At 65.2% G+C, this 25,556-nt stretch carries 22 protein-coding genes; 10 read left to right on the forward strand and 12 right to left on the reverse strand.

From position 1 onward, the window contains the following. Positions 1–66: 66 nt before the first annotated feature. On the reverse strand, positions 67–2,442 hold the full coding sequence (locus GRI68_RS12440) for a TonB-dependent receptor (protein WP_160617573.1): 2,376 nt from the start codon (positions 2,440–2,442) through the stop codon (positions 67–69). Between the two features lie 114 nt (positions 2,443–2,556). On the opposite strand from GRI68_RS12440, the gene GRI68_RS12445 reads away from it, so the two are divergent. The 3 genes from GRI68_RS12445 (at position 2,557) to GRI68_RS12455 (ending at position 5,482) form a co-directional block, all read left to right on the forward strand. Continuing rightward, complete coding sequence (locus GRI68_RS12445; RefSeq protein ID WP_160617574.1) at positions 2,557–3,168, forward strand: TetR/AcrR family transcriptional regulator; 612 nt, start codon at positions 2,557–2,559, stop codon at positions 3,166–3,168. A 63-nt stretch (positions 3,169–3,231) separates the two neighbouring features. Further along, the gene (locus GRI68_RS12450; RefSeq protein WP_160617575.1) at positions 3,232–4,752 is read left to right on the forward strand and encodes a peptide chain release factor 3; all 1,521 of its coding nucleotides are present in this window, start codon (positions 3,232–3,234) and stop codon (positions 4,750–4,752) included. Between the two features lie 34 nt (positions 4,753–4,786). Continuing rightward, positions 4,787–5,482 (forward strand): endonuclease/exonuclease/phosphatase family protein, encoded by a 696-nt coding sequence (locus tag GRI68_RS12455; RefSeq protein ID WP_160617576.1) that lies wholly within the window; start codon positions 4,787–4,789, stop codon positions 5,480–5,482. Between the two features lie 28 nt (positions 5,483–5,510). Here the strand turns inward: GRI68_RS12455 and GRI68_RS12460 are convergent, their stop codons facing one another. From GRI68_RS12460 to GRI68_RS12470, 3 genes are read right to left on the reverse strand one after another with little or no spacing between them, the layout of a single operon-like run. Next, entirely contained in the window at positions 5,511–7,097 is a 1,587-nt protein-coding gene (locus GRI68_RS12460; RefSeq protein ID WP_160617577.1) for a GMC family oxidoreductase, read from the reverse strand. Positions 7,098–7,133: 36 nt separating this feature from the next. Beyond that, entirely contained in the window at positions 7,134–8,057 is a 924-nt protein-coding gene (locus GRI68_RS12465) for a sterol desaturase family protein (RefSeq protein ID WP_160617578.1), read from the reverse strand. An 11-nt stretch (positions 8,058–8,068) separates the two neighbouring features. Next, the gene (locus tag GRI68_RS12470) at positions 8,069–8,596 is read right to left on the reverse strand and encodes a hypothetical protein (protein WP_234028798.1); all 528 of its coding nucleotides are present in this window, start codon (positions 8,594–8,596) and stop codon (positions 8,069–8,071) included. Here GRI68_RS12470 and GRI68_RS12475 point away from each other — a divergent pair. Further along, a complete protein-coding gene (locus GRI68_RS12475; protein ID WP_234028799.1) occupies positions 8,595–9,986 on the forward strand; it encodes an amidohydrolase in 1,392 nt (463 codons plus the stop codon). The genes GRI68_RS12470 and GRI68_RS12475 overlap by 2 nt on opposite strands. On the opposite strand, the gene GRI68_RS12480 is transcribed toward GRI68_RS12475, so the two are convergent. After that, positions 9,987–10,409, reverse strand: a complete 423-nt coding sequence (locus GRI68_RS12480; RefSeq protein ID WP_160617581.1) for a TIGR01244 family sulfur transferase — start codon at positions 10,407–10,409, stop codon at positions 9,987–9,989. A gap of 286 nt (positions 10,410–10,695) precedes the next feature. Here GRI68_RS12480 and GRI68_RS13980 point away from each other — a divergent pair, with 286 nt between their 5' ends. From GRI68_RS13980 to GRI68_RS12510, 6 genes are all read left to right on the forward strand, one after another. Beyond that, positions 10,696–11,523: a cold-shock protein gene (locus tag GRI68_RS13980; RefSeq protein WP_160617582.1), complete on the forward strand. Its 828-nt coding sequence runs from the start codon at positions 10,696–10,698 to the stop codon at positions 11,521–11,523. A 118-nt stretch (positions 11,524–11,641) separates the two neighbouring features. After that, complete coding sequence (locus GRI68_RS12490; RefSeq protein WP_160617583.1) at positions 11,642–12,829, forward strand: aspartate aminotransferase family protein; 1,188 nt, start codon at positions 11,642–11,644, stop codon at positions 12,827–12,829. Continuing rightward, positions 12,829–13,785 carry an ornithine carbamoyltransferase gene (gene argF / locus GRI68_RS12495; RefSeq protein WP_199799762.1) on the forward strand — a complete coding sequence of 319 codons (957 nt, stop codon included), beginning with the start codon at positions 12,829–12,831 and terminating at the stop codon, positions 13,783–13,785. The genes GRI68_RS12490 and argF overlap by 1 nt, the downstream gene beginning before the upstream one ends. Before the next feature lie 16 nt (positions 13,786–13,801). Then, the gene (hslO, locus tag GRI68_RS12500; RefSeq protein ID WP_160617584.1) at positions 13,802–14,710 is read left to right on the forward strand and encodes an Hsp33 family molecular chaperone HslO; all 909 of its coding nucleotides are present in this window, start codon (positions 13,802–13,804) and stop codon (positions 14,708–14,710) included. Positions 14,711–14,746: 36 nt separating this feature from the next. Next, on the forward strand, positions 14,747–15,445 hold the full coding sequence (queC, locus tag GRI68_RS12505; RefSeq protein WP_160617585.1) for a 7-cyano-7-deazaguanine synthase QueC: 699 nt from the start codon (positions 14,747–14,749) through the stop codon (positions 15,443–15,445). A 52-nt stretch (positions 15,446–15,497) separates the two neighbouring features. After that, the gene (locus GRI68_RS12510) at positions 15,498–17,114 is read left to right on the forward strand and encodes an MFS transporter (protein ID WP_160617983.1); all 1,617 of its coding nucleotides are present in this window, start codon (positions 15,498–15,500) and stop codon (positions 17,112–17,114) included. 27 nt (positions 17,115–17,141) lie between these two features. Here GRI68_RS12510 and GRI68_RS12515 read toward each other — a convergent pair whose 3' ends face one another. The 7 genes from GRI68_RS12515 to GRI68_RS12545 form a co-directional block, all read right to left on the reverse strand. Further along, on the reverse strand, positions 17,142–17,672 hold the full coding sequence (locus tag GRI68_RS12515; protein WP_160617586.1) for a superoxide dismutase family protein: 531 nt from the start codon (positions 17,670–17,672) through the stop codon (positions 17,142–17,144). A gap of 118 nt (positions 17,673–17,790) precedes the next feature. Continuing rightward, positions 17,791–18,939: an OmpA family protein gene (locus GRI68_RS12520; RefSeq protein WP_160617587.1), complete on the reverse strand. Its 1,149-nt coding sequence runs from the start codon at positions 18,937–18,939 to the stop codon at positions 17,791–17,793. A gap of 188 nt (positions 18,940–19,127) precedes the next feature. Continuing rightward, positions 19,128–19,586 carry a DUF2793 domain-containing protein gene (locus tag GRI68_RS12525; RefSeq protein WP_160617588.1) on the reverse strand — a complete coding sequence of 153 codons (459 nt, stop codon included), beginning with the start codon at positions 19,584–19,586 and terminating at the stop codon, positions 19,128–19,130. A 59-nt stretch (positions 19,587–19,645) separates the two neighbouring features. Continuing rightward, positions 19,646–21,820 (reverse strand): phage tail protein, encoded by a 2,175-nt coding sequence (locus GRI68_RS12530; RefSeq protein WP_160617589.1) that lies wholly within the window; start codon positions 21,818–21,820, stop codon positions 19,646–19,648. A gap of 30 nt (positions 21,821–21,850) precedes the next feature. Next, complete coding sequence (locus GRI68_RS12535; protein ID WP_160617590.1) at positions 21,851–22,261, reverse strand: peptidoglycan endopeptidase; 411 nt, start codon at positions 22,259–22,261, stop codon at positions 21,851–21,853. Continuing rightward, a complete protein-coding gene (locus GRI68_RS12540) occupies positions 22,258–23,076 on the reverse strand; it encodes a DUF2163 domain-containing protein (protein ID WP_160617591.1) in 819 nt (272 codons plus the stop codon). The genes GRI68_RS12535 and GRI68_RS12540 overlap by 4 nt, the downstream gene beginning before the upstream one ends. Next, positions 23,073–25,400, reverse strand: a complete 2,328-nt coding sequence (locus GRI68_RS12545) for a DUF2460 domain-containing protein (protein ID WP_160617592.1) — start codon at positions 25,398–25,400, stop codon at positions 23,073–23,075. Before GRI68_RS12545 ends, GRI68_RS12540 begins: the two co-directional genes overlap by 4 nt. Positions 25,401–25,556: the final 156 nt, after the last annotated feature.

A 25,556-nucleotide genomic window follows, 5' to 3' on the forward strand; every position in this document is an offset into this window, starting at 1 on the left:
CCGGACTGATACGAAAAGGGGCGACGCATCGCTGCGCCGCCCCTTTTTTGTGCGTGTGTCTGTCGATCAGTAGTCGAAGGTCAACGTCACGAATACCTGGCGCGGGGCGCCATAGAATGCCGTGAGCGTGCCTTCCGGTCCAAGCGTGGGCACGGGGTAGCCGTTCGGGCCCAGCGGGATCTCGCCAGTGACCGGATCGGCCGCCACGAAGGTATAGCCCGAGGTCTTGTAGCGCTTGTCGGTCAGGTTCTTCCCGTAGACGCCGATCGACCAGCGATTGCCTTCACCGCGATAGACGATGCTGGCATCCATCAGCGTATAGCCGTCCTGGTCGAGATAGGGGTTGGGAATCTCGAACTGGTAGGTCTTGCTGCGATAGCTGACGGTGACGCCCGCATAGAGATCGCCCGACCCGACCGGCGCCTCTGCCGCCAGCGTGCCGCTCGCGGTCCATTCGGGCGTGTTCTGCACTTCGCGGAACTCGGCAACGTCGGTCGGCACGCCGCCGATATCGGTGATGTATTCGAGATATTCGGCATCGATATAGCCGACCGACCCCGATGCGATCATGCGGCTTCCATCGTTGAACCAGCCTTGCCCGAAATTGGCGTTGAACTCGCCTTCGAAGCCCTGGAAGCGTGCCTTGCCTGCGTTGGAGACGATGCCGCAGAAATTCGGCAGTCCGCCGACGGTACAAGCGACCGAACCAGGGATCTGGACGTCGGTATAGTCGGCGCGGAAAGCGGCGACGGCGAGGTTAAGATTGCCGTCCATCAGCGCGGCCTTGTAGCCGATCTCGTAGCTGTCGACGCTTTCGGGCGCGAAGCTCAGGAAGTCGGCGACTTCGCTCTCCTCGACCGTGCCGTTCTCATCGAGATCGGGCGCGTTGCTGCCGGCACCGCGCGGATCGAACCCGCCACCCTTGAAGCCCTTCGAATAGGACGCGTAGAGCGTCATGTCCGGGGTCGGCTGGTAGGCAATATTGGCGCGCGGCGTGAATTTCTCGAAAGTCGAGCTGCCGCGGAAATCGGTCCCCGGAGCGCCGAAGGGGATGCCCGCCCCGCCGAAATCGGGGGAGCCGCCGCCAAGATAGTTCTGCCGAAGGATCTGCGCCGTGCGCTTGTCCCAGGTGTAGCGACCGCCGACCGACAGGCTGAGCTGTTCGGTCAGATCGTAGGTCAGGTCGACGAAGCCGGCGAAGGTTTCGGTGTCGATATTCGCATTGGTGAATGCGGTCAGCCCGGCGAAGGTCGTAAAGATGCGCGTGTCGAACGTGGTGACGGCATTTGCATCGAGGAAATAGAACCCGCCCAGCGCGGTCAGGCGATCGCCTTCGTACAGCAGCTGGATTTCCTGGCTGATCTGGTCGTTGGTGTAGATCGCCGGTACGTCGAGGTCGACCGCGGGCAGTGCGTCGAAATCGATCGGCGAATCGCTGTCGTCCTTGCGATAGGAGCTGATCGACCGCAGCGTGAGTGTGTCGTTGAGATAGCCTTCCATCGACAGCGACACGCCGAGCGAGGAGACTTCCTGTTCGGGGTCGGTCAGCCCGCCGCGGGTATCGTAGACATTGTCGAGCACTGGCGCGCCGCTGACGAGGCCCGGAATCAGGCGGGTGCCGCCGCGGGCATTCGAATCGTCGTCGGTCGTATCGACCGAAAGCCGTGCGAAGTAACCGTCGGTGTGCACTTCACCCGAGACGCGCAGCGCCCAGATGTCCTTGTCGTAATTGTCCTCACCGGTGGTGAGATTGGTGCCGAAACCGTCGCGGGTGAGGCGCGCGGCAGCAGCGCCCAGGCGCAGGGTGCCGTCTTCGGTCAACGGGCCGCTGATCGAGACCACGCCGTCGAGCTGGTTGTACTCGCCATAGGTGACGCGACCGCGAACCGAGAGCTCGTCATCGATCTTGCGGCTGACATATTTTACCGCGCCGCCGACCGTGTTGCGACCGTAAAGCGTGCCCTGCGGGCCGCGCAGCACTTCGATCCGCTCGATATCGTAGATGTCGAGCACTGCAGCCTGCGGGCGGTTGAGATAGACGTCGTCGAGATAGATCCCGACGCCCTGCTCGAAACCGGCGACCGGATCCTGCTGGCCGACACCGCGGATGAAGGCGGTGAGCGTCGAGTTGGTCCCGCGCGAGGCTTCGAGCGTGACATTCGGCGTCGTCTGGCTGATTTCGGTGATGTCCTGCGCGCCCGAAAGCTGGAGCTGTTCGGCCGAATAGGCCGTGATGGCGATCGGCACGTCGACCAATTGCTCTTCGCGGCGGCGCGCGGTCACGATCACCACGTTGCCTTCGGGGACTTCGTCGACCTCTGCGGAGGCCTGTTCGTCCTCGTTTGCGTCCTGCGCATGGGCGGGGGCTGCGACGAGCGCCATGGGCGCGAAAGCTATCCCGGACAGCAGGGCACGGCGCAGCGACTTGCTGGCAAAATTCATTGATCCTCTCCCTCGATCATGGCGGCTTGACCACCGCTCGACCGTCTTTATGCTGAAAGTTGAACCGGGTTTCAAGTTCTATGTGCGAACCGGGTTCGCGGGAGAGGGATTGCGATGGACGAAACGGCTCGAACCGTGCCGAAACCGAAGACGCCGCGCACCGCTCGCGGCCGCAAGACGCAGCGGGCGCTGCTCGATGCTGCCGAAGCGGAATTCGGCGAGAAGGGCTTTCACGAAAGCTCGATCGTCTCGATCACCAAGCGCGCGGGCGTCGCTCTCGGGTCGTTCTACACCTATTTCGACAGCAAGGATGCGCTGTTCCGCGCGCTGGTGCGCGACATGTCGGGGCGGGTGAAGCAGGCGGTCGCTCCGGCGATCACCGATGTCGCAGAGCCGGTCGCGCGCGAAGGCGCCGCGCTTGAGGCGTTCCTCGGCTTTGCGCGTGACCACAAGGAAATCTACCGCATCATCGACGAGGCGGAATTCGTCGCCCCCGACACCTGGCGCGAGCATTACGAACGCACCGCGTCGCGCATTTTCGAGCGTCTCGAGGCGGCCGAAGCCGAGGGTAAACTGGCGGGACCGATCGACGAGGTGCATGCCTGGGCGATGATGGGGATGAATGTTTTCCTGGGCCTCAAATACGGCGTGATGGACGAAACCCGTTCGGTCGCGGACGTCGCGCGGATCGCCAATTCGCTGATTGCGCGGGGTCTTTCGCGTTGAACGCGTTGCCGCCGCGCCCATTCACTCTGGTCTTGACGGCCCGCGACCGCTAGGCGGCGCGGCATGTCCAACCGCCGTACCTTCGCGATCATTTCCCACCCCGACGCGGGTAAGACTACGCTGACGGAAAAGCTCCTGCTGCAAGGCGGGGCGATCCACCTTGCCGGCGAGGTCAAGGCCCGCGGGCAGGCGCGCCGCGCCCGATCGGACTGGATGAAGATCGAGCAGCAGCGCGGGATCTCGGTTACCTCGAGCGTGATGACCTTCGAGCGGGACGGGGTGACGTTCAACCTGCTCGACACGCCGGGGCACGAGGATTTCTCCGAAGATACCTATCGCACGCTGACCGCGGTCGATTCGGCGGTGATGGTGATCGACGCCGCGAAAGGCATCGAGCCGCAGACCCGCAAGCTGTTCGAAGTCTGCCGGTTGCGTTCGGTTCCGATTATCACCTTCGTCAACAAGGTCGATCGCGAAGGACGGCCGGTGTTCGAATTGCTCGACGAGATTGCCGACATGCTCGCGCTCGATGTGAGCCCGCAAGCCTATCCGGTCGGCATGGGCGGGGAATTCGAAGGGGTGCTGGATTTCGCGACCGGGTGCGTCGCGCGGCCCGAAGGCCCGTCGAAGGAATTTCTCGGCACGCGCGATTGCGATCCGTCAATCCCCGACCGTTTTGCCGAGGAGATCGAGCTGGCGCAGATCGGCTATCCCGAATTCGATCTCGACGCCTATCGCAATGGCGATCTGACGCCGGTCTATTTCGGATCGGCGCTCAAGAATTTCGGTGTCACCGAGCTGATCGAGGCGCTGGCGAAACATGCCCCGCCGCCGCGGCCCCAGCCGGCGGGCGACGACAAGGTCGATCCCGAGCAGGACGAAGTCACCGGCTTCATCTTCAAGGTCCAGGCCAATATGGACCCCAACCACCGCGACCGGATCGCTTTCATGCGCATGGCCAGCGGTACCTTCAAACGCGGGATGAAGCTGACCCCTTCCGGGCTGGGCAAACCGATCGCGGTGCATTCGCCGATCATGTTCTTCGCCCAGGATCGCGAGATCGCCGATACCGCCGAGGCGGGGGACATCATCGGCATTCCCAACCACGGAACGCTTCGGGTTGGCGATACGCTGAGCGAGAAGGACAAGGTCCGCTTCACCGGCCTGCCCAATTTCGCGCCCGAAATCCTGCGCCGCGTCCAGCTGAAGGACCCGACCAAGACCAAGCAGCTTCGCAAAGCGCTCGACGATCTTTCCGAAGAAGGCGTGATCCAAGTATTCTATCCCGAACTTGGCGCGCAGCATATCGTCGGCGTGGTCGGCCAGCTCCAGCTCGACGTGCTCGTTTCAAGGCTGGCGGCGGAGTACAAGGTCGATGCTGGACTGGAAGCCGCGCCGTTCGATACCGCGCGCTGGATCAAGGGCCCCCAAGCGGAGATCGAAACCTTCGAAGGCTTCAACCGCGCCAATCTCGCGCGTGACCGCGATGGCGATCTCGTCTTCATGGCCAAGAGCGCGTGGGACGTGAACTACCAGCAGGAAAAGCATCCCGAACTGACCTTCTCGGCGACGAAGGAGCGCTAGGCAGCATGCGCCACTCTGCGCTAGACGGTCGGGCATGACGCTGCGCGTTGCGAGCTGGAACATTCACAAGGGGGTGGGGATCGACCGCCGCCGCGATACGGCGCGCATCCTCGCAGTGCTTAAAGAAATCGATGCCGATGTCTTCGCGTTGCAGGAGGTCGACAAGCGTTTCGGACGGCGCGAGGCGATCCTGTCCGAAGCGGCACTCGAAGAGGCCGGGTGGAAGCCCGTCGATTGCAATCCCGATTCGCCCAGCATGGGCTGGCACGGCAATGCGATCCTGGTGCGCACGCACTGCCCCACCGCCAATGTCCATAATGTCGAACTGCCGACGCTCGAACCGCGCGGCGCGGTGAGGGTCGATTGCGTGATCCGGGGGCATGTCATGCGCGTGATCGGCATGCATCTCGACTTGTCGGGACTGCGGCGTCGCAAGCAGATCCGCACCGTGCTCAACCACCTCGCCGATAGCGATGGCGATCCGCCCGCCGTGCTGATGGGCGATTTCAACCAGTGGGGCGATCGCTCGGGCGCGATGCAGGAATTCGAAGGCCCATGGCATGTCTGCCAGACCGGGCCGAGCTTTCCCACCCGCCGCCCGATCGCCTGCCTCGACCGAATCGTGGTTTCGCACGAATGGGCTTGCCGCTCGACCCATGTCCACCTGAGCGAGCTGTCGGCGAAAGCTTCCGATCACCTGCCGATCGTGGCCGAAATCGAATTGCGATAACCCGTCCCTCGAGTGAGTGGGCGGGTGATCAATTGAGCGCTAGCGCCACAAACTCCGCGCAGCGCTCGCCAATCATCATGCACGGCGCGTTGGTGTTGCCCGAGATCAGGCGCGGCATGATCGATGCGTCGGCAATCCAGAGCCCGTCGACCCCGCGCGCCTTCAATTTCGGATCGACCACACTGTCAGCATCCGCGCCCATTCGGCAGGTGCCGACCGGGTGATAGACCGTGTCCGCGCGGCTGCGGATCATCTCGTCCAGCGCAGCATCGTCGTTCAAATCGACCGGGTGACGATTACGCGGGCGATAGCGTTGCAGCGCTTCGCCTTCGACGATCCGGTGCGACAGTCGCACACCCGCGCGCAGTGTTTCCATGTCACGTTCTTCGGCGAGGAAATTGGGGTCGATCGCCGGCGCGTCCTTCGCGCGATTGGACGCGAGGCGCACCGTGCCCCGGCTTTCGGGGCGCAGCACACACGCATGGAGCGAAAATCCGTGGCCCTTCACCTTCTCGCGCCCGTGATCTTCCAGCATAGCGGGTACGAAATGCCATTGGACATCGGGTGCGGGCGCACCGTCCATCACCGTCCAGAACCCGCCGCTTTCGGCATAGGGCGTGGTCATCACCCCGGTCTGGTGGCGGCGATGTTCGAGCATGCCCTTGAGCATGCGCATGCTGCCTTCGCGTGAATCGCCAATCGGGATGCGGCTGTCGGTCTCCCAGCTCGACACGTAATCGATATGGTCCTGCAAGTCGGAGCCGACCGCAGGACGATCGTCGACCACATCGATCCCGTGTTCACGCAAATGGTCGGCCGGGCCGATACCCGACAGCATCAGGATCTGCGGCGAATTGAACGCACCCGCGCTCAGCACCACACCGCCGCGGGCCTTGATCACCTCGCGCCTGAATCCGCGCTTGATCTGCACGCCGGTGACGCGGCCGTCTTCGATCACGAGCTTTTCAACCAGCACGCCGCTGCGAATATCCAGATTGTCCTGCCCGCGCTTGGGTTCGATATAGGCGCGGCTCGCCGACCAGCGCTCGCCATGTTTCTGGGTGACCTGGTAGATGCCGAAACCGGCCTGCCGATCATCGTTGAAATCGCGTGTGGTGGGCAATTGCAGCGATTCCGCAGCTTCGACGAAATGCCGGCTCGCGGGGTTGGGCCAAAGCTGGTCCGATACCCATAACGGGCCGCTGCCACCGTGGAATTCGTCGGCGCCGCGAACATTGTGCTCGCTGCGTTTGAACCAGGGCAGGACATCGTCATAACTCCACCCGTCGCAACCGAGCGCGGCCCAATTGTCGTAGTCCCACCGGTTGCCGCGGATATAGATCATCGCGTTGATCGCCGAGGACCCGCCGAGTCCGCGACCGCGCGGCTGGTAGCCGCTGCGTCCGTTCAGGCCCTTCTGCGGTACGGTCTCATAGCGATAGTTCTGGCTGCCGCGCAGAAACGGCATCATCCCCGGTGTGCGCACGCGCCAGTCATTGTTTCGAGGGCCCGCTTCGAGCAGGCAGACGGTGCGGGTGCGATCTTCTGCCAGCCTCCCGGCAACCGCGCTCCCGCCGCTCCCGCCGCCCACGACGACGATATCAAATGCATCCATGTTCTCTTCTCCCGGAGAAGAGAGTTAAGCGCGCGATTAAGAGTCGGCAACGGCCTTGTCGGCATCGGGGCGCGAATTGCGCCGATCTTCCCAGCGCGCGCGGATCTGCTCGCTGGTCTCGCGGGTGCTATCATGCGTCCAGCCGGGCGGGCGCAGCAGGTAGGACAGTTTGTATTTCCAAGGCGCGCGGCGAATGTCGTCGATCATACCCGACCATTCGTGGAACACCGCCCATAGCAGGTTGAAGCTGCCCAGCTGCTTGACGATGCCGTAGCGGATTTTCTCTTCGTCGGGCCGCTCCTCCTCGAACGTGCCGAACATCTTGTCCCACACGATGAAGACACCGGCATAATTGCGATCGAGATAGCGCGGATTGGTCGCGTGGTGGACCCGGTGGTGGCTCGGCGTGTTCATCACCGCCTCGAACCAGCGCGGCATCCTGCCGATCGCTTCGGTGTGGATCCAGAACTGGTAGATCAGGTTGAACCCGGCGCAGACAACGATCATCGCCGGATGGAAACCGATCAGGACGAGCGGCAGCTTGAACGCGAAGCCCAGCGTGAGGAACCCCGTCCAGGTCTGCCGCAGCGCGGTCGACAGGTTGTAATGCTGCGAGGAATGGTGGTTCACGTGGCTGGCCCAGAACCAACGCACGCGATGGCCGGTGCGATGGATCCAGTAATAGGCCAGGTCGTCGAGCACGAAGCATGCGATCCACGCCCACCAGGCCCAGCCGATATCGAACAGCCGGAATTCCCACAGAGCGAGATACAGCGCGAGGAAAATACCGCCCGTCAGCAGTCCGGCGACCGTGCTACCGAGCCCGAATGACAGGCTGGTGAGCGTGTCGCGAGGCTCGTAGCTTTCGGGGTGCTTCTTCCACGCCCACACCATCTCGAACAGCACCAGCGCGACGAAGCCTGGCACGGCGAGTTCGGTCGGGTTTATATCGGGCGCCATCTCTATCGATATTATAGCCGACGCAGGCTAGCGGCCCAGTGCGCGGCGCCGTTTTCACGATCGTTGCCCAGATCGAGCGTGACCGAGCCGAAGCGCTTGTCCGCCGTGCCGAGGGTAAGCTGGTTGCGGTCCAACCGGCAGCTTGCATGGCTGGTGAGGATGCGGCCCGCGACATGCGCGCCATGCGGTTTCAGCACCATGATCCGTCCGTCGCCATCACGCATGATCGCGCCATAGCCCGCCCGATCGACAGCAATCTTCACCGGTTCATACCCGTCGAGCTGTTCCTCCGCCAATTCGCGCGCATGGTCTTCATCCGCGATCCGCACCGGAGGGCCGAGCTTCATTTTGCGCACGAGCCAGGCCACCGCGATGATCGCGGCGAGCGAACCGAGGAATTGAAACAGGGCGGCAGGGATCTCCACACCGCCGTAATGCCGCATTCGCGGGCTCTTTCCAAGTGCCCGCCGGTCGGGCAGGTAGGGATGGAAACGGGAGAAACGATCGATGAGACTGCTTGCCCTCGCGGCCGCCGCCATGACCCTTCCTGCTACCGCAGTGGCGCAGGAAGCCGCCCCCGATCCGGCTGCACTGGTTGCGGCGCAATACGACCGGACCGAGGATGTCGCGACCCGGATCTGGGAATGGGCCGAGGTCGGGTATCAGGAAGAGCGCTCGTCCGATCTGCTCAAGGCCGAACTGCGCGATGCAGGATTCCGCGTCGAGGTGGGCGTCGCAGGAATTCCCACCGCGTTCGTCGCCGAATGGGGCTCGGATGGCCCGGTGATCGCTATCCTGGCCGAATACGACGCGCTACCCGGCATCAGTCAGACCGCTGCGCCCACGCGCGACCCGTCCGGTCTCGCCGCCGGGCATGCCTGCGGCCACAATCTTTTCGGGGCCGGTTCGCTGACCGCCGCGATCGCGACTGCGCAATGGCTCGAGGCGACCGGCACGCCGGGCCGGATCCGGCTCTATGGCACGCCGGCCGAGGAAGGCGGATCGGGCAAGGTCTATATGGCGCGCGCCGGTCTGTTCGACGATGTCGACATCGCGCTGCACTGGCATGCCGGGGATGAAAACAGCGCGGCAGCCAGCACCAGCCTTGCCAATCGTTCGGCCAAGTTCCGGTTCCGCGGTGTCTCGGCCCACGCCGCTGCCGCACCCGAGCGCGGGCGCAGCGCGCTCGACGGGGTCGAGGCGATGAATATGATGGTGAATATGATGCGCGAGCACACCAGCATGGATACGCGCATCCACTACGTGATCACGGAGGGTGGATCGGCGCCCAATGTCGTCCCCGATGCAGCCGAAGTGTTCTACTATGTCCGCCATTCGGATGCGGACGAGGTGCGCGCGCTGTGGTCGCGGTTGGAGGATGTGGCGCGTGGCGCGGCGCTCGGCACCGGCACCGAAGTCGAATGGGAAATCATCCACGGCAACAACCCGCTGCTCGTCAATGAAACGCTGGCGAAGGCCATGGATGCCAAGCTGCGCCAAGTCGGCGGGGTGGAGTACACGCCCGAGGAACGCGCCTGGGCGGCGACCATCCAGGAAAGCTTCGGTGACGCGGCGCCGCCGCTCGAAACGGCGGACGAGATTCAGCCCTACGAAAAGTCGCTCGGCTACGGATCGACTGATGTCGGCGATGTGTCCTGGGCCACCCCGACGGTCGGTCTGCGCACGGCGACCTGGGTGCCGGGCACCAGTGCGCATAGCTGGCAGGCGGTCGCGGCGTCGGGCTCGTCGATCGGCGTGAAAGGTGCGCAGGTCGCGGCCAAGACGCTGGCGCTGATGGCCGCCGAGCTGTTCACCGACCCCGAACTGCGCGCCGCCGCACGGGCCGAGTTCGATGCCGCGCGCGGCGAGGGCTATGAATACCGGTCGCTGCTGGGCGATCGCGATCCGCCGCTCGATTACCGTCGCTGATCAGCCGAGCTGGCCAAGCAGGCCATCGACCCGCGAGAGGTCGTAACCGGCATCGGCCCCGGCCTGCTTGACCGTATCGAGTGGCACGCCATCGCGTGCCTGGGCCAGCGCCCACAGATGGGCCGAGCGGGTGCCGCTGCGACAATAGGCGAGCGTTTTGCCCGCATTGTCTGCCAGCGCGTTTCGCATGGCATCTACGCTCGCCGCGTCGAAGGAGCTGGCGATCGGGATCGCGACGCAGTCGAGGCCCAAGGTTTTCGCCGCTGCCTCGATCTCGGCGCCGGGCACCTGGCCCGCTTCTTCGCCATCGGGGCGGTTGTTGATCACCAGCGTCACGCCTTGCGCCTTCGCCTCTGCTATATCGGCGGGGGCAATCTGCGGGCTGACGAACACGGTGGCGGACAGGGGGCGGAACTTGCTCATAGGTGCCTCGATGGTGCGAATCGTAGATGGTGCCGATCGCTATAGCGCGGGCGCGAGCCATCAACCATTCCCGCAAGATTGCTGCGCTGGATCGGCAGATTTGCAACGTTTACGCCTCTCAGGAGGCAATCTGCGAATTCCTGTGGGATTCTCGTCTGCGATAAGTTATGCACAAGGTGATTGGGGGGAAGGTTACGCTGACTAGGTGACTTTGCCCGATACGCGCCGCGTCTTGCCCGGGGGCGGCGTCGTGAGTTTCCGGGCAGAACGAAGGCGTGATAATTTAATGGGTTACGATAAAGGTCGTCGCGGACGGGGTCGCGACAAACGAGACAACATCGGCGAAGAAGGTTTCGATCCCTTCGGCGGCGGCGGAGATTTCGGCGGTGGCGGCGGCGGCGGTGGCGGCGGTGGCGGTGGCTATCGCGGCGGTGGCGATCGCGGCGGCTACGGCGGCGGCGGTGGCGGCTGGCAGGATCGCGGCGGTGGCGGCGGTTTCAACGACCGTGGCGGTGATCGCGGCGGCTTCGGCGGCGGCGGTGGCGGCGGTGGTTTCCGCGGCGGTGGCGGTGGCGGTGGCCCGCGTGGCGGCGGCATGCCCGCCCAAGTCGTTGGCACCGGCAAAGGCACGGTCAAGTTCTTCAACTCGCAAAAGGGCTTCGGCTTCATCCAGCGGGACGAAGGCGGCGACGATGTGTTCGTGCACATCAGCGCGGTCGAGCGTGCCGGCCTCGAAGGCCTGGCCGAAGGGCAGGAACTCGAATTCAACCTCGTCGATCGCGGCGGGAAAGTATCGGCGGCCGATCTCCAGATCGTCGGCGATGTGATCCCGGTCGAATCGCGCGGCGCCCCTGAAGGGGGTGGACGTGACGAAGCGCCGCGTCGCCAGCTGACGGGTGAGAAGGCGACCGGTACGGTCAAGTTCTTCAATTCGATGAAGGGCTTTGGCTTCCTCACGCGCGATGACGGCCAGCCCGATGCTTTCGTGCATATCAGCGCGGTCGAGCGTTCGGGCCTTTCGGGCATCGACGAAGGCGAGCGTTACGAGTTCGACATCGAGGTCGACCGACGAGGCAAGTACTCGGCAGTCAATCTGGTGCCCGTTCAGGACTGACCGAACGCTCCTTCTCCGCTCGTTTGACCGGGCGGGAATGACAATCTAACGCGGCAAATGGCGGCTCTTCGGGGCCGCCATTTGTCGTTTCGCTGTTTCCAAATATTGAGGTTCCGCCATGTCGATCACCCCGCTGATGCCCGTCTATCCCCGCTGCGGCGTGCGCCCTGTCGAAGGCGACAATTGCCACCTGATCGACGAGGACGGCACCCGCTACCTCGATTTCGCCAGCGGCATCGCGGTGAACCTGCTCGGCCACAGCCATGAAGGCCTGATCGGCGCGATCCAGCGCCAGGCGGCCAAGCTGATGCACGTTTCGAACCTGTATGGCAGCCCGCAGGGCGAAGCGCTGGCGCAGGAACTGATCGACCACACTTTTGCCGATACGGTTTTCTTCACCAATTCGGGCGCCGAAGCGGTCGAAACCGCGATCAAGACCGCGCGCGCCTATCACCAGCATGCCGGGAACGAAGAGCGTTACGAACTCATCACCTTCAAGAACGCCTTCCACGGGCGCACGATGGCGACGATCAGCGCGTCGAATCAGGAGAAGATGCACAAGGGCTTCATGCCGCTGCTCGGCGGGTTCAAATATGCCGAGTTCGACGATCTCGAAAGCGCCAAGGCGCAGATCGGGCCGCACACGGCGGGCTTCCTCGTCGAGCCGATCCAGGGCGAAGGCGGCATCCGCCCCGCGTCGGACGAATTCCTGCAGGGCCTTCGCGCGCTGTGCGACGAGCACGACCTCATGTTGGTGCTCGACGAAGTGCAGTGCGGGGTCGCCCGCACCGGCACGCTCTATGCCTATGAGCAGTACGGGATAGAACCCGACGTGCTCGCCACGGCCAAGGGCATCGGCGGCGGTTTCCCGCTCGGCGCCTGCCTCGCGACCGAAAAGGCTGCGCGCGGCATGACTTTCGGCACCCATGGCTCGACCTATGGCGGCAACCCGCTGGCGATGGCTGCGGGCATGGCGGTGATGGAAGCGGTCGCCAATGACGAATTCCTCGCGAGCGTGCGCGAGAAGGGCGAGCGGATTCGCAGCCGGCTCGAACAGTTCATCGGCAATTATCCCGAACTGTTCGATTTCGTTCGCGGGCGCGGGCTGATGCTGGGCGTGCGCATGAAGGTCGAAAGCCGTCCGTTCTTCCAGCACCTGCGCGACAATCACCAGTTGCTGACCGTGGCCGCGGGCGATCAGACGCTGCGCGTGCTGCCGCCGCTGGTCGTGGGTGATACGGAGATCGACGAGTTTTTCGACAAGCTCTCGGCCGGCGCGGCGAGCTACGAGATTCCGACAGACTGATGGCCGACAAACCGCTCGATCTCGCTCCCGTGGTCCGCTCGTTCCTCGATCTGTCGGATGCCGGCGGCGATGCGATCGCCGCGATGATCGGCGATGCGGTGGATCGCAAGGCCGAGCGGCAGGGCTGGCCCAAGGCCAAGCCTGATCGCGACGCCCCGCTCGACGGGCATGTGCTCGCCATGGTGTTCGAGAAGAACTCGACCCGGACCCGAGTCAGTTTCGATGTCGCGATGCGCCAGCTCGGAGGCAGCGCCTTCGTGCTCGACAACGCATCGAGCCAGCTTGGGCGCGGCGAATCGATTGCCGACACGGCGCGCGTGCTCAGCCGGATGGCAGACGCGATCATGCTGCGGACCGACGATCACGCGAAGATCGAGGAAATGGCGCATTACGCCCATGTACCGGTCATCAACGGTCTCACCGACCGTTCGCATCCGTGCCAGATCGTCGCCGATCTGCTGACGCTGGTCGAGCACGGCAAGGCGTTGCCGGGGCTCGAACTCGCATGGTTCGGCGATGGCAACAATGTGCTTCACTCGGTGCTTGAAGCGGCCGGGCTGATGAAGTTCAACGTGCGCATTGCGACGCCCAAGGGATACGAGCCCGAGGCTGAATTCGTCGAACTCGCGCGTCAGGGCGGATCGACTGTCACGCTGACCCAGGACGCCGCTCAAGCGGCCAAGGGCGCCGATGTGCTGGTGACCGACACCTGGATCTCGATGGGGCAGGAGCATGCCGAGGCAAAGCTCGCGGCGATGGAACCATATCGGGTCGATGCTGCGCTGATGCGGCATGCGAAATCCGATGCCGTGTTCCTTCATTGCCTTCCGGCCCATGTCGGCGACGAAGTCAGCGAAGAGGTGTTCGAGGGTTCGCAATCGGTGGTATTCGACGAGGCCGAGAACCGCATCCACGCGCAAAAATCCGTCTTGCGCTGGTGCTTTGGCCAGATCTGATCCCTATATCGGGGCCATGCCAGAACACGACGACGAAACCGGTTACGATCAAGTCCTCTCCTTCACCATTCCCGACCGCCACGCGCGAGGGCGCATGGTGCGGCTTGGCCCTGTGCTTGACGAAATCCTTGCCGCGCATGCCTATCCCGCACCGATCACCCATCTGCTCGCCGAAGCGCTGACGCTGACCGCGCTGATGGGTTCGCTGCTCAAGGACGAGGGCGACCAGCTGACGATGCAGGCGCAGACGCGCGGCGGTCCCGTCGGCTTGCTGGTCTGCGACTATCGCGATGGCGAATTGCGGGGCTATGTCGATCACGATGGCGATCGTGTCGCGGCGCTGGGCGCCAATCCCTCGCTCGGAGCGCTGTTCGGCGAAGGTTATCTCGCGATCACCTTCGAAGTCGGCAAGCCCAAGAAACGCTACCAAGGGATCGTCCCGCTGGAGGGTGATTCGCTTGCCGAAGCCTGCCAAGCCTATTTCCGCCAGTCGGAGCAATTGCCGACACTGGTTCGCGTGGCGATCCGGTCAGGCGCGGTGGGCTGCGTGGCGGGCGGGTTCCTCGTCCAGCATCTGCCCGAAGGCGAGGAAGGACGCGAACGCCTGCATGTCCGCCTCGATCATCCCGAATGGGAACATGTCGCCGTGATGGCGGGCAGCCTGAGCCATGGCGAACTGCTCGATCAGGCGATCTCGCAGGAAGCGCTGCTGTGGCGCCTGTTCCACGAAGAAGACGAGGTGCGCGTCGAACAAGGCGCCCGGCTGACGCGTGGATGCCGCTGCACGGTGGAGCATTATCGCAGCGTGCTTGTGCGTTTCCCCGAAGCGGAGCGGGCCGAAATGGTCGACGATGACGGAGCGATCGGGGTCGATTGCGCTTTCTGCGCGAAACGTTTTGCGATCGATCCGGCGACGCTGGGCTGATTGCAAAGCGGCGTGTCGCGCATTAGCGCTGACCGCATGAGCGAACAGGCCGAACAAACTTCCGGAGATCACGCCGTCGTCCTGCTTTCGGGCGGCCTCGATTCGATGGTCTGCGCCGGGCTCGCGCGCGAAGCCGACCGTACCGTCCACGCGTTGACGGTCGATTACGGCCAGCGACACCGGATCGAGATCGAATCGGCGCGCGCGATCGCGGCCAATCTTGCCATCGAGGATCACCAGGTGGTGCCGCTCGATATGCGCCTGTTCGGCGGATCGGCGCTGACCGCCGATATCGATGTGCCCAAGACCGGGGTCGGCGACGACATTCCGGTCACCTATGTGCCCGCGCGCAACCTGCTGTTTCTCTCGTTGGCGCTGAGCTGGGCCGAGGCACTGGGCGCGCGCGATATCTATATCGGCGTCAATGCGCTCGATTACTCGGGCTATCCCGATTGCCGCCCCGAATTCATCGCCGGATTCCAGAACCTCGCGCAAATCGCCACCAAGGCGGGTGACCAGGGCAACCAATTCACCATCCACGCGCCGCTGCAGGACCTCACCAAGGCGCAGATCGCCGCCGAGGCTGCGCGGCTCGGCCTCGACCCGGCGATGAGCTGGTCGTGCTACGATCCGCAGCCCGATGGCAGCGCTTGCGGCGAATGCGATTCCTGCCGATTGCGCAAAGCGGGGATGGACGAAGCCGGTGTAATCGATACAACCGACTACGCCGCCTGAAGGGCGACGGACGGGGAGAGACAGATTGGCCGATGAAATTCGCGACCCTGCCATGGCAGAGGCGACCACGCCTGCCACGGCGCCGACCAAGGTTCCGGCCTATAGCTGGTATGCGCTCGGCGTGCTGGTTCTGGTCTATGTGCTGAACTTCATCGACCGGCAGATCCTCTCGATCCTTGCCAACGACATCAAGGCCGACCTGCAGGTCGAAGACGATTATCTCGGCTTCCTCTACGGCACCGCATTTGCGGTGTTCTACGCGCTGTTCGGCATTCCGCTCGGCAAGCTGGCCGACAGCTGGAAGCGCACCAGATTGATGGCGCTGGGCCTCGCGCTGTGGTCGACCATGACCGCGCTTTCGGGCTTCGCCAAGAATGCCGCGACGCTGACCGTCGCGCGGATCGGCGTGGGGGTGGGCGAAGCGACTGCCAGCCCGGCCGCCTATTCGCTGATTTCGGACTGGTTTCCGGCCCGCCTGCGCGCCACCGCGCTGTCGATCTATTCGTCCGGCCTCTATATCGGCGGCGGTATCTCGCTGCTGATCGGCGGGCTGATCGTCGAAAACTGGAATGCGGCCTATCCCGATGGCGGGCCGCTGGGCCTTGCCGGATGGCAGGCGGCATTCGTGGGCGTAGGGCTTCCGGGCCTGTTGCTGGCGATCTGGGTGCTGACGCTCAGGGAACCCGTACGCGGGGAGATCGACGGCCTTCCGACGCCCGAGGATCCCGAACCTTTCCGGGGCTTCCTGCGCGAATTGTTCCAGGTCATTCCGCCATTCACGATCTTCGGCGCCGCCGGTCGCGGCATGGGCGCGCTCGCGATCAATCTGGCGGGCCTTGTCGGCTTCGCCCTGCTCGCTTTCGTGCTTAGCAAGGTCGTGCCCGCGAGCGCCAATTTCCCGTTCCTTTCGCAGTGGTTCTCGGACCAGTGGCTGTTCCTCGGCGTCGGCTACTACGCGGTGTTCAGCTGGGCGATGGGCCTCAAGGCCCGCGATCTGCCGACCTTCCGACTGACCTGGGGCTCGCCCGCTTTCCTGTGCGTGGTGCTGGGCTACGGGATGGTCGCGTTCATGGCCTATTCGGCGAGCTATTGGGGCGCGCCCTATGCCGAGCGTGCCCTTGGCGCGGACAAGTCGTCCCTCGGCTGGTTCCTCGGCGCGCCGTCGGCGGTGGCGGGCTTTCTTGGCGTGATCCTCGGCGGCCGTATCGCCGACTACCTGCTCGAACGCCGCGCCGACGGACGCATCTGGGTCGTCCTGTTCGGCCTGATCTTCCCGATCCCCGCGATCTGGATCGCCTATACGACCGACAGCCTGCCGGTGTTCTACATCGCGAGCTTCTTTGCCCAGATGCTCAGCGCCGCGGCGCTTGGAGCGGCTGCGGCCTCGAGTCAAGCGCTGGTTCTGCCGCGGATGCGCGGACTGGCAACGGCGACGTTCTTCCTCTCTACCACGCTGTTGGGGCTGGGGCTCGGCCCGTTCATGGCGGGGTATGTGTCGGCGGTGAATGGCGACGATCTGTCGCTGGGCGTCCTGTCGACGCTCATCGCGGTACCGTTCGGGCTCGCATTGCTCTTCGCGGCGCTGAAGCTTGTCCCGGCGGCCGGCGCGAGTGTCGTCGAACGTGCGCGCGCTGCGGGCGAAAAAATCGGCGACCAGCCGCAGGGCTAGCCGCCGATCATAGAAGCCTGATCGAGTTCAGGCCGGGGAAAGCACACCGCATGCGATCCGCGCGCCGGCGGCGCCGCTGGGATCGGTCTTGTAATCGTCGGGCCCGGCATGGAGCACCACGGCCGTACCGTCGGTGTCGAAGATGGCGCGCAAGGCTTCCTCGCGGTCGGCCGAGATCATCGCGTCGATGGAGCCGGTTCCGTCGGCCGCAACGACCATGTTGGGCAGGTCGCCAAGATGCGGACCGTCGGGGTCGAGCGTGCCGTGATCCCTGCCTTCGGGGTTCAGGTGCCCACCCGCGCTCTTGAAATCGGGACGTTCGCAGCTGCCGGTCTGGTGGAGGTGGAAACCGTGGACGCCTTCTGGGGCGCCGGTAACCGTGGCCGCGATCCGCAACCGGTTCCCGCTTTCGATCAGTTGTACGGTGCCGGCAGGCGCTCCGTCGGCATAGGTCAGCGTCCCCTGGCCGGCGCGCGCAGTGGGTGCGTCGCCCATGTTCATGCAGCCGGGCAGGAGAGCGAGCAGCGATGCGGCGGCGATTGTTCGTGCGATTATCATGGAGGTTCGGTCCCTTTTTCGGTGTGAGCGCGTCGATCCGGACGCGGCTATCACAGGGACAACGAAAAAGGGGCCGGATTGCTCCGGCCCCTCGATCTTTCGCAAAATCACGTAGCGCTTACGGCGCGTACTTGATTTCCACGCGACGGTTCTGAAGCTCACGCACACCGTCAGCAGTCGGCACACGCAGCTGCGATTCACCGAAGGCTTGGCTCGTGATGCGGCCACCCGGAATGCCATTGGCAGTCAGGTAGGCACGGACCGAGTCGTTACGACGTTCGGCAAGACCCATGTTGTAGGACTTGGAACCCGAAGTGTCGGTGTGACCCGCCAGCATGACCGAGGCCGTGCCGCAATTGCGGTACTGGCTGATCGCCTGGTTGAGCACGCCCTGTGCGTCCATGGTCAGGTCCGACTTATCCCATTCGAAGAACACGATGTACGGACCCGTGTTGCACGTCACCGGTGCAGCTGCCGGCGGCGGCGGCGGCGGCGGCGGCGGCGGCGGGGGAGGCGGCGGCGGCGGCGGCGGCGGCGGCGGCGGCGGCGGGGTAGCGCCACCGAAGTTGAAGGTCAGCGTGCCCATCAGGCTGTGCGTACGCAGACGGGTGTCGAGCACGTCGCCAGCGCCGACCGGCGAGACGTCGGCACCGTTAGCAACCAGCTGCACATCGTCCTGGGTGAACATGCGATAACGCAGGCCGACATCGATGCTGTCGGTCAGCGGAGCCTGAACGCCCGCAAGAACCTGCCAGGCAAAGCCGGAGTCGCTATCGTCAACCAACGAACCTTCGCCACAGCAGATCGCGAGTGCGACCTTGGTCCGCGAGATGCCTGCACCACCACCGACATAGGCCTGAAGGCCGTCGTCAGCGCCGAAGTCGAGCAGGCCGTTGAGCATGAAGCTCAGGGCGCTGGTGTCACCGGCCGGCGGAGCGCCAGTCGTGATCGGGCTCGTTTCGTTGTAGGTGATACCACCGACCCGAAGAGATTCGGGATCAGCTTCGCGGTAGCTGGCTTCGGCTTCGAGACGGAAGGCCCCGAAATCGTAACCAACGCGACCACCGAAGTCGTAACCGTAGTCGGAGTCGAGACTACCGGTGTAGGTACGACCACCCGCAACAGCGGGTTCGGTACCGACAATGTCGAGATCTTCGACCAGCGTCACGCCACCGTCAACGGCGACATACCATTGACCGTCACGCGCCATCGAAGGCGTAGCGAGGGCGGTGGAAGCCAGCGCCATCCCTATTACCAATTTACGCATTTAGAATTCCCCTTTAGCGATTATTGCCACCGAGCAGCGGCCTACCTACCGGCATAAAATTGCCGACGCAAGCAGACAAACGACCCGACCGTTGCAGAAACCACGCGGTTTCAAAGCCAATTCGTCATATCTTGTCGCCGATTGCTCGGGCGGACTTTGGGGAAACAGGCCGGAAGGGGATGCGTTCCTCAGCTTTGGCACATTAGGCCATAGTGTGACAATGCGGCAACAATCGCGCCGATCGCAGCGCGCGCTTCGACGTCGACCGTGGAGCCGCCCGACACGGTCACGGCTGCCGGAGCAGCTTCCCAGGCTTCGACGTAAATCCAGCGCTCGCCGGTGCTCCGGTCATGCACCGTCATGCCGACTTGGGGTGCAGCGAAGACCCAATTGCCAGATTGCCGGCAGGCGATTTCGGCGTCGTGCCCGGCCCAAGTGCCGCTCGCGCCGCTATCGACGATCCAGGCCTCTCCCTCCTGCGGCGACGCAGGAGGATTGCTGCGGCGGCCTTCGACCAGCGGATGCAACAACATGTCGAGGCGGGAGAGGGCTTCGTTGACGAAGATTTCCTTCTGCGCCTGCCCTGCAAAGAGAAACGGCAGCGCCCAGCGCGGGCTGGTATCGTCGAACGAGAGGGAATCGGACATTGGTAGGTCTCCAGCGGATCGAGTTGGAACAAATTGCCCGGCCTGCGCCACGGCCAGTGTCAGCCGAGCGGAAGCAAAATGGGTAGCGACAGCCCGTGATCGCCGCGCTGGCGCACGAAAAAGCACCCGTCGGGATGTGCGGTGACCAGCGCGGCCAGCGTGTCGGCAGCAAGCCCGAAGGCGGGCGCATCGGTCTGCCATCGGGCGACCACGGCGTCGGGACGGCCGAAGCCGATGTCATAGCGTTCCGCCTCTTCGGCTAGCGCGACATCGACTTCATCGCGCCAGGCCCACGCCCCGCGTGCGCGCCGCGTCCATCGCCAGGCGAGTGCGCCATCGGCTTGTATCTCGACCCGCGGATGAACCGGACAGAGCGGGCGGGTTGCGATCCCCTTATTGGCGATTGGAGAGGTCGCAGGCGCATTGTCGGCGTGGCCAATCGCAGCGAGATCGCCAGCGCCCGCCAACTTCGCTGGATCGACGGCGGCGGACCGACCATCGAGCAGAACGAAGCTTTCGCCTGCAGCATGGCCTGCGATCCGGTGCTCGGTTCCCCCACGACCGCGCAGCAGGCCCGTCAGTGCATAGCGGCCCCCGCCAAGATCCTCGGCATCGGAGAACTGGACGATTTCCTCCCCGACCAAGGCGCGATTGTCTCCGAAAGCGAGACGTTCGGGTGTGGACGAGGCCAGCGTGAAGGCGGGATCGAGCAATTGCACCTCGATCTGGTTCGTGCGGTCGAAATGGAAAGGGGAGCCTTCGCCGAGCGCCGCCTCGATCGTCCCGGTAATGGCACGTGTGCGCCCTGCGGGACCGATCGGCCGCAGGCCCCCATCGGGTTCGACGGCATACAGGGCTGCACCGGTCCAGGCCTCGTTCGGAGCCGATAGCGCCGCGCGGATCGCAGGCGCAGCAGCATCGCCATAGCCGTCCCACGGCAATTCGAACGCGCGAATACGGGTCGGCGGCAAGAGCAGGTCGGGCAGCGGGAGATTGGCGCCTGCATCGGCGGCGACGTCTACCGCTCGGGTCGCCGCAAGGCGCTCCAGCTCGAGTTCCACGCCCTCCGCGCGCCATTCCCATCCCGTAATGCGCCACGTCCCGGCCTCCTGCGGCAGTCGCACCGACATTCCCGGTTGCAGCTGCGCATCGAGCGCGGCGTCGCGCCACAGAACCGTCTCGCGCGACGCGCGACGGCGCAGCGCGGTTGCGCCGATCAGGCTGCGCGCGGTGGCGGCGCTCATCGCGGCAGGCAGTTCGATCATGGTTGGCTGGCCGTCGGGAACCGGGCCGGTATGGCGCTGCTGGCCGGGCTGATAGTCGCGCGCCGGATCGTAATAGCGGATCGCAGACGGGGGCGCGGCGTCGGTGCGCGCGCGCTTGCGGCTGCGGCCGGTAATGCCGCCGAAGCGGTCCTCCCCTTCGGCGATGGCAGGTTCGGTCAACTCAACGGGCTGGTCGCTTCCAGACACGCCGAGTGCCAGTCGACCGCCTGCAGAGTGACAGTCGAGCGGCACGACACGCGCGATCGCGTCGAGCGCGGCGATCGGCGGGGCTTCGAGCGCATAACCGGAGAACCCGGGCAGGGTGCCGCTCGACCCGGCGGGCGTATCGGCGAGACCGCCTGCCAGCTCCACCAGCGAGACGTTGCCATCGTTGCCGACAATCTCGAAAGAGAGCGCTGGAATACGGTCGCCGAAATCAGCCAGTTCGAGGTCTTCGAAAACGACATATCCCAATCCGCGAAACGCCGGGCTGTGCGTGCCCTTGTCGGCGACGATGGCCGGGTCGGGCTGCTGGTCTGGCGTGCCTGTATGGACGCGCAACGTGCCGCCGGTCTTGAGATCGCCTGCTGCGCCGCGCAGCAGATTGCCGTCGGCCCAGACCCGCCCGAGCCGCGCGATAGGCCTGCTCGACAGGGCCACCGCGAAGCTCGCGGAGTAGGAATGGGAGACGGTCCCGGGCTTGCCCTTGCCGCCGCCTTCGCGTTCGCTGTGTTCGACCAGGTCGGTCGACCACATGATCGTGCCGCCCAGCCGCATGGTGCCATGAACCTGCGCGATGGGACGGCCATAGCTCGATGTACTGACGGTGAGCTCGGTCAGGCGCGGACCTTCGCGGTCGGGACCTTTGCTCAGTTCGCCGTCGATCGAGCGTCCGAGCAGCGATCCGATCGCGCCGCCCAGAGGCCCGCCGACGACCGTGCCGATAGTGCCGAGAACGAGAGTGGCCATGGTGCGAAATCCTTGCGCGTGGTGGGGCGGTCAGGCGGCGATGAGCCGGGCGCGGGCGATCGACGGCCAGGGCGGGTGGCCGGTGGTTTCGAGCACTCGCCCGACCCGCGCGTGGGCGTGGACGAAGCCGGTGGATGTGAGGATCGCGAGATGCGGTTGGGCGGAGCCGCAATCGAGCAGCATCACATCGCCGGCGCGCACGGGCGCCTCGCAGCGCGCGAGCGTGTTGGCGGCGAACCACGGGTCGAGATCGGGCAGTCCGATCCGGCGTTGGCGGTAGCCGGACGGAAGCGACGACGTGCGGCCGATCGCACGCAAGGCTGCGTCGAGAACGCCGAAGCAGTCGAGCCCGCGTGCCGGGTCGCGGCCGCCAAGCCGAAAGCGGGTGCCGACCAAGGCTCGCGCCGCTGCGGCCAGCGCGTCGCCGCCTGCTTCGCTCATCGGGCCCTCGGCATCCGGGCGAGCAGGTCGTTGCCCGGCAGGAAAGGTTCTCCGCGAAAATTGCGGGTGTTGGCAAACCGCGTGCGGCAGGTGGCGAGCGTGCGGTCGCATCCCTCGCGCACCGTCACCAACGCGCCCGGTTCGGTGCCTTCCGGAAGCAGATCGGCGAGGATCAGGGCAGTGCCATCGGCGGCGACGATTTCGCTAGCGAGCCCCGCCGATGCGCCGTCGCGCCAGCGCAGCCATCCGCCGACCAGGGTGGCGGGCGATGGTCCCGTGTCCAGAGTGGCGGTGTTCGCGTCGCGGTCTAGTGCGGCGATGGCGGCACGATGGGTGAAGCGGGCGGAGGACAGGCCGCATTCGGCACTGCAGAAGTCGGCCCGGCAGGTCGGGCTGGTGCGCGGGACGGGATCGCGCTCGAGCGCGGCCTTGCCCGATCGAAGCTCGGCGGCGAATCGTCCGCCATCCTCGCTGACCTCGCCGAGCGTGCCGGAATAGAGTGCTTGCGTTTCGAGGCTTTCCCAGTCGACCAGCCCGATCGCGATGCGGGCATTGTCATAGCGTCCGGCCGCGAGATCGATGGAGCGGATCGCATCATGCACCAGCACCCCTTCGACGTCGGCGCTATCGGGCGCGAAGCCGGCCTGCTTGCGGATCGCGGAAGGAGTCATGCCGGGTGCGCTGCGGTGGAGAACTCCATCGAAAGCGAGATCGCGATCGTGGCTGACGAAGCCGAGCGTCACCCCGTCTGTGCGCGCCACCTGCCAATAGGTCGCGACGGTTTCCAGCGCGCCGGCAAACCACACCCGGCTCATGCCGCCTCGCGGATTTCGACCAGCGGGACCGAGGGTGCCTCGCCCGCCTTGAACGCCGCGCCGGAAAAGTCGAGCCGGTCTTCGGAAAAGCGCACCGGCACGTCGAACAGGAAACCCGCTGCCAGCGTCACGCCGTCTTCCGGGGCGCTTTCGAACACGATCCGGCCGCCATCCGCCAGCGACCAGCCGCTTGCCACCTCGACCCCGTCGAGGCTCACGCGCAGGCTGGTCGGGTCGGGTCGGGTGATGCGCCGGGTCTGGGGCTCGTCGGCAGGGTCGCCGTAATGTTTGACGAGCGCGAAATCGGTGGTGAGGCCATCTCCTGTGCCAAGCCGCTGGTCGGTCGGTGACGGCTCGCCGGTCATGCCGCGCGAGCTGAAATCGCTCGGATCGCGCAGGCGGAAACCGCGGGCCGGGCCGCGTCGCGCCCGGTAGAAGGCCAGCAACCCTCCGAGCTCGTCTTCGGACCGGATGCCCGGGCCGACATCGAACCGCAGCCGCGCATCGGACCACAAGGCATTGCGCCGCTCATGCCCCGATGCCGTGACCGCGATGCTGGTCGAGAATTCCGGGCTCACCGCCGCATCGCGGCCGAGGCTGAGCGGATAGGGAACGTCGTCGAAGGCGCGCATGTCGGGATCCTCGGAAAGGGGAAGGCGGACGAAGCCGTCGCGGGCAATCTGCGGCAGCGCCCAGACGAAGCGATTGGGCACACCGCGCGCCGCCGCTTGGTCCAGCGCGGCATCGATCCGCGGCCACTGGGCCTCGGCATTCTCTTCGCGCAGCACGAAGCCGGAAAGGTAATCCTGCCGGTCGAGCGGATAGCCCAGCCGCGCATCGACCTCGGCATAGCCCTTGCGGCGCAGGCCATCGGCGCGCGCCGTCAGCCAGTCGTAATCCTCGAGCTGCAAACGGTCGAAAGCGGGCCACGCCCAGCCGGTCGGCAGGTTGCAACGTTTCAGTTCTGGCATGGCGGGGTCGAGCACGGTCGGTGTGAACACCAGAAGCGAGAGCTCCGCCGGTCCATCGGCTGCGTCCCGCACGGCCTGCGCCAGCGCGGCGGTCGAATCCGCCAGCAAGGTGCCGAGCCAGTCGAGAAAATCGCGATGGTTTGGGTAAAGCGGGATCGTCATGTCGGGGATATGCGGGGCAAATGGCACCGCATTCGCCTTGATCCAGTCATCGTAGAAACACGGCGTGCCGTCGGGCATCACCCACCACCACGGTTCTCCGATCTGGAAATGCACCGGGTGGCCCGCTCCTTCGATCAAGGCCACGAACCGCGCGGCCACGCTTTGCAGCCATCCCATCGCGGGCTCGCTGGTCGGCCGCAGCAGGGTCGATGGCGGATCCCAACCCGTCAGCGCGGGAGACCCGTAATAGCTGCGCTGCCGCCAGGCGACCGGACAGTAATCGTCGAGCAATTCGTATGACAGCGAGACGATCGGCGTCAGCCCGGCGGCGCGAAGCGCTTCGAAATATTCGCGGTGCCAGCTTTGCGCAGGGCCCGCGACCGGTTCCGCCACATCGCCTGCCAGGAAGCGCGAGCCATCATGCGCGAGCCGCGGATAATGGCTCATCCCCACATAGTGGATCACCTTGCCGCGATAGCCCAAGGCCTCGATCTGCCGCACCAGCCGCGCCGGGGCCTGGCCCGCCGCATCGTCATAGCCGGTCGCGCAGCCGGTATCGTGCGGCGGCAGATGGACATCGCCGATGCGCAGGCAGGCATGCGCGCCGTCGACCGCGATCCCGCTCATCTCCGCCCAGCCGTCGGCCGGTGCGGCAAGCGGGGTCTCGCTGCCTTCTAGATAGTCCGGTGGTACGAGCGAGACGAACATCCGGTCGATGTCATGCGGGTAGACCAGATCGTCTCCGTCCCATCCGCCCGCCAGCTGCGAAAAGGGCAGCGCGACCTGCGCATCCTCGGGCGAGCCGGAAGCGTAGTTCCACAGCCGGACAAACCAGCTGCGCGGCTGGCCCGCGGCATCGCGTCCCTCGATCGTCAGCGTCGGTCCGTTGCGCCCATCGAGCGCGATCACTCCGCCCGAACGCCAGCGGAACGACAGCGTCGAATAGGCGTAATCGCGCGCCGTATCGTAGGCGAGGAGCGGATGGTCGATCGTATCCTCGCTCGCCCAGACGATCCCGGCGAGATCGCCCTCGCGGCGAAACGTCGCCTCGACGCGCAGCGTGTCGGGCGCGGGGGTAACGATGCAGGCGAGCATCGGGCGCGGGAAGTTGACGGTCCAGAAGCGCGGATCGAAGCGGGCGATCCAGTCGGTCGCCTGCCCCTCGCGCTTCGTGGCGAGATAGTGAGACATGTGGAATCCTTCATGGTTGAGGCCCCGCATCCGCGGGCCATCCTAGGTGCGGTTCCCTCCGCTGCGCTTCGAGGCACCTGCGGGCGGGCGGTCGCCCTTGCTTCGCACTGATCGTGCTCAGGCGACCGCCTTGGTCGTGTTCGCCTCTTGCTCGCT

Source organism: Alteriqipengyuania halimionae (assembly GCF_009827575.1).
Taxonomy (GTDB): Bacteria; Pseudomonadota; Alphaproteobacteria; order Sphingomonadales; family Sphingomonadaceae; genus Alteriqipengyuania_A; species Alteriqipengyuania_A halimionae.

Bases quoted from the DNA above. Each gene is read 5' to 3' on its own strand.
- GRI68_RS12455 (WP_160617576.1), top strand. From the start codon at position 4,787: ATGACGCTGCGCGTTGCGAGCTGGAACATTCACAAGGGGGTGGGGATC.
- GRI68_RS12450 (WP_160617575.1), top strand. From the start codon at position 3,232: ATGTCCAACCGCCGTACCTTCGCGATCATTTCCCACCCCGACGCGGGT.
- GRI68_RS12440 (WP_160617573.1), bottom strand. From the start codon at position 2,442: ATGAATTTTGCCAGCAAGTCGCTGCGCCGTGCCCTGCTGTCCGGGATA.
- GRI68_RS12545 (WP_160617592.1), bottom strand. From the start codon at position 25,400: ATGTCTCACTATCTCGCCACGAAGCGCGAGGGGCAGGCGACCGACTGG.
- GRI68_RS12525 (WP_160617588.1), bottom strand. From the start codon at position 19,586: ATGTCCGATTCCCTCTCGTTCGACGATACCAGCCCGCGCTGGGCGCTG.
- GRI68_RS12445 (WP_160617574.1), top strand. From the start codon at position 2,557: ATGGACGAAACGGCTCGAACCGTGCCGAAACCGAAGACGCCGCGCACC.
- GRI68_RS12520 (WP_160617587.1), bottom strand. From the start codon at position 18,939: ATGCGTAAATTGGTAATAGGGATGGCGCTGGCTTCCACCGCCCTCGCT.
- queC (WP_160617585.1), top strand. From the start codon at position 14,747: ATGAGCGAACAGGCCGAACAAACTTCCGGAGATCACGCCGTCGTCCTG.
- hslO (WP_160617584.1), top strand. From the start codon at position 13,802: ATGCCAGAACACGACGACGAAACCGGTTACGATCAAGTCCTCTCCTTC.
- GRI68_RS12470 (WP_234028798.1), bottom strand. From the start codon at position 8,596: ATGGCGGCGGCCGCGAGGGCAAGCAGTCTCATCGATCGTTTCTCCCGT.
- GRI68_RS12515 (WP_160617586.1), bottom strand. From the start codon at position 17,672: ATGATAATCGCACGAACAATCGCCGCCGCATCGCTGCTCGCTCTCCTG.
- argF (WP_199799762.1), top strand. From the start codon at position 12,829: ATGGCCGACAAACCGCTCGATCTCGCTCCCGTGGTCCGCTCGTTCCTC.
- GRI68_RS12480 (WP_160617581.1), bottom strand. From the start codon at position 10,409: ATGAGCAAGTTCCGCCCCCTGTCCGCCACCGTGTTCGTCAGCCCGCAG.
- GRI68_RS12530 (WP_160617589.1), bottom strand. From the start codon at position 21,820: ATGGCCACTCTCGTTCTCGGCACTATCGGCACGGTCGTCGGCGGGCCT.
- GRI68_RS12460 (WP_160617577.1), bottom strand. From the start codon at position 7,097: ATGGATGCATTTGATATCGTCGTCGTGGGCGGCGGGAGCGGCGGGAGC.
- GRI68_RS12535 (WP_160617590.1), bottom strand. From the start codon at position 22,261: ATGAGCGAAGCAGGCGGCGACGCGCTGGCCGCAGCGGCGCGAGCCTTG.
- GRI68_RS12490 (WP_160617583.1), top strand. From the start codon at position 11,642: ATGTCGATCACCCCGCTGATGCCCGTCTATCCCCGCTGCGGCGTGCGC.
- GRI68_RS12510 (WP_160617983.1), top strand. From the start codon at position 15,498: ATGGCAGAGGCGACCACGCCTGCCACGGCGCCGACCAAGGTTCCGGCC.
- GRI68_RS13980 (WP_160617582.1), top strand. From the start codon at position 10,696: ATGGGTTACGATAAAGGTCGTCGCGGACGGGGTCGCGACAAACGAGAC.
- GRI68_RS12540 (WP_160617591.1), bottom strand. From the start codon at position 23,076: ATGAGCCGGGTGTGGTTTGCCGGCGCGCTGGAAACCGTCGCGACCTAT.
- GRI68_RS12475 (WP_234028799.1), top strand. From the start codon at position 8,595: ATGACCCTTCCTGCTACCGCAGTGGCGCAGGAAGCCGCCCCCGATCCG.
- GRI68_RS12465 (WP_160617578.1), bottom strand. From the start codon at position 8,057: ATGGCGCCCGATATAAACCCGACCGAACTCGCCGTGCCAGGCTTCGTC.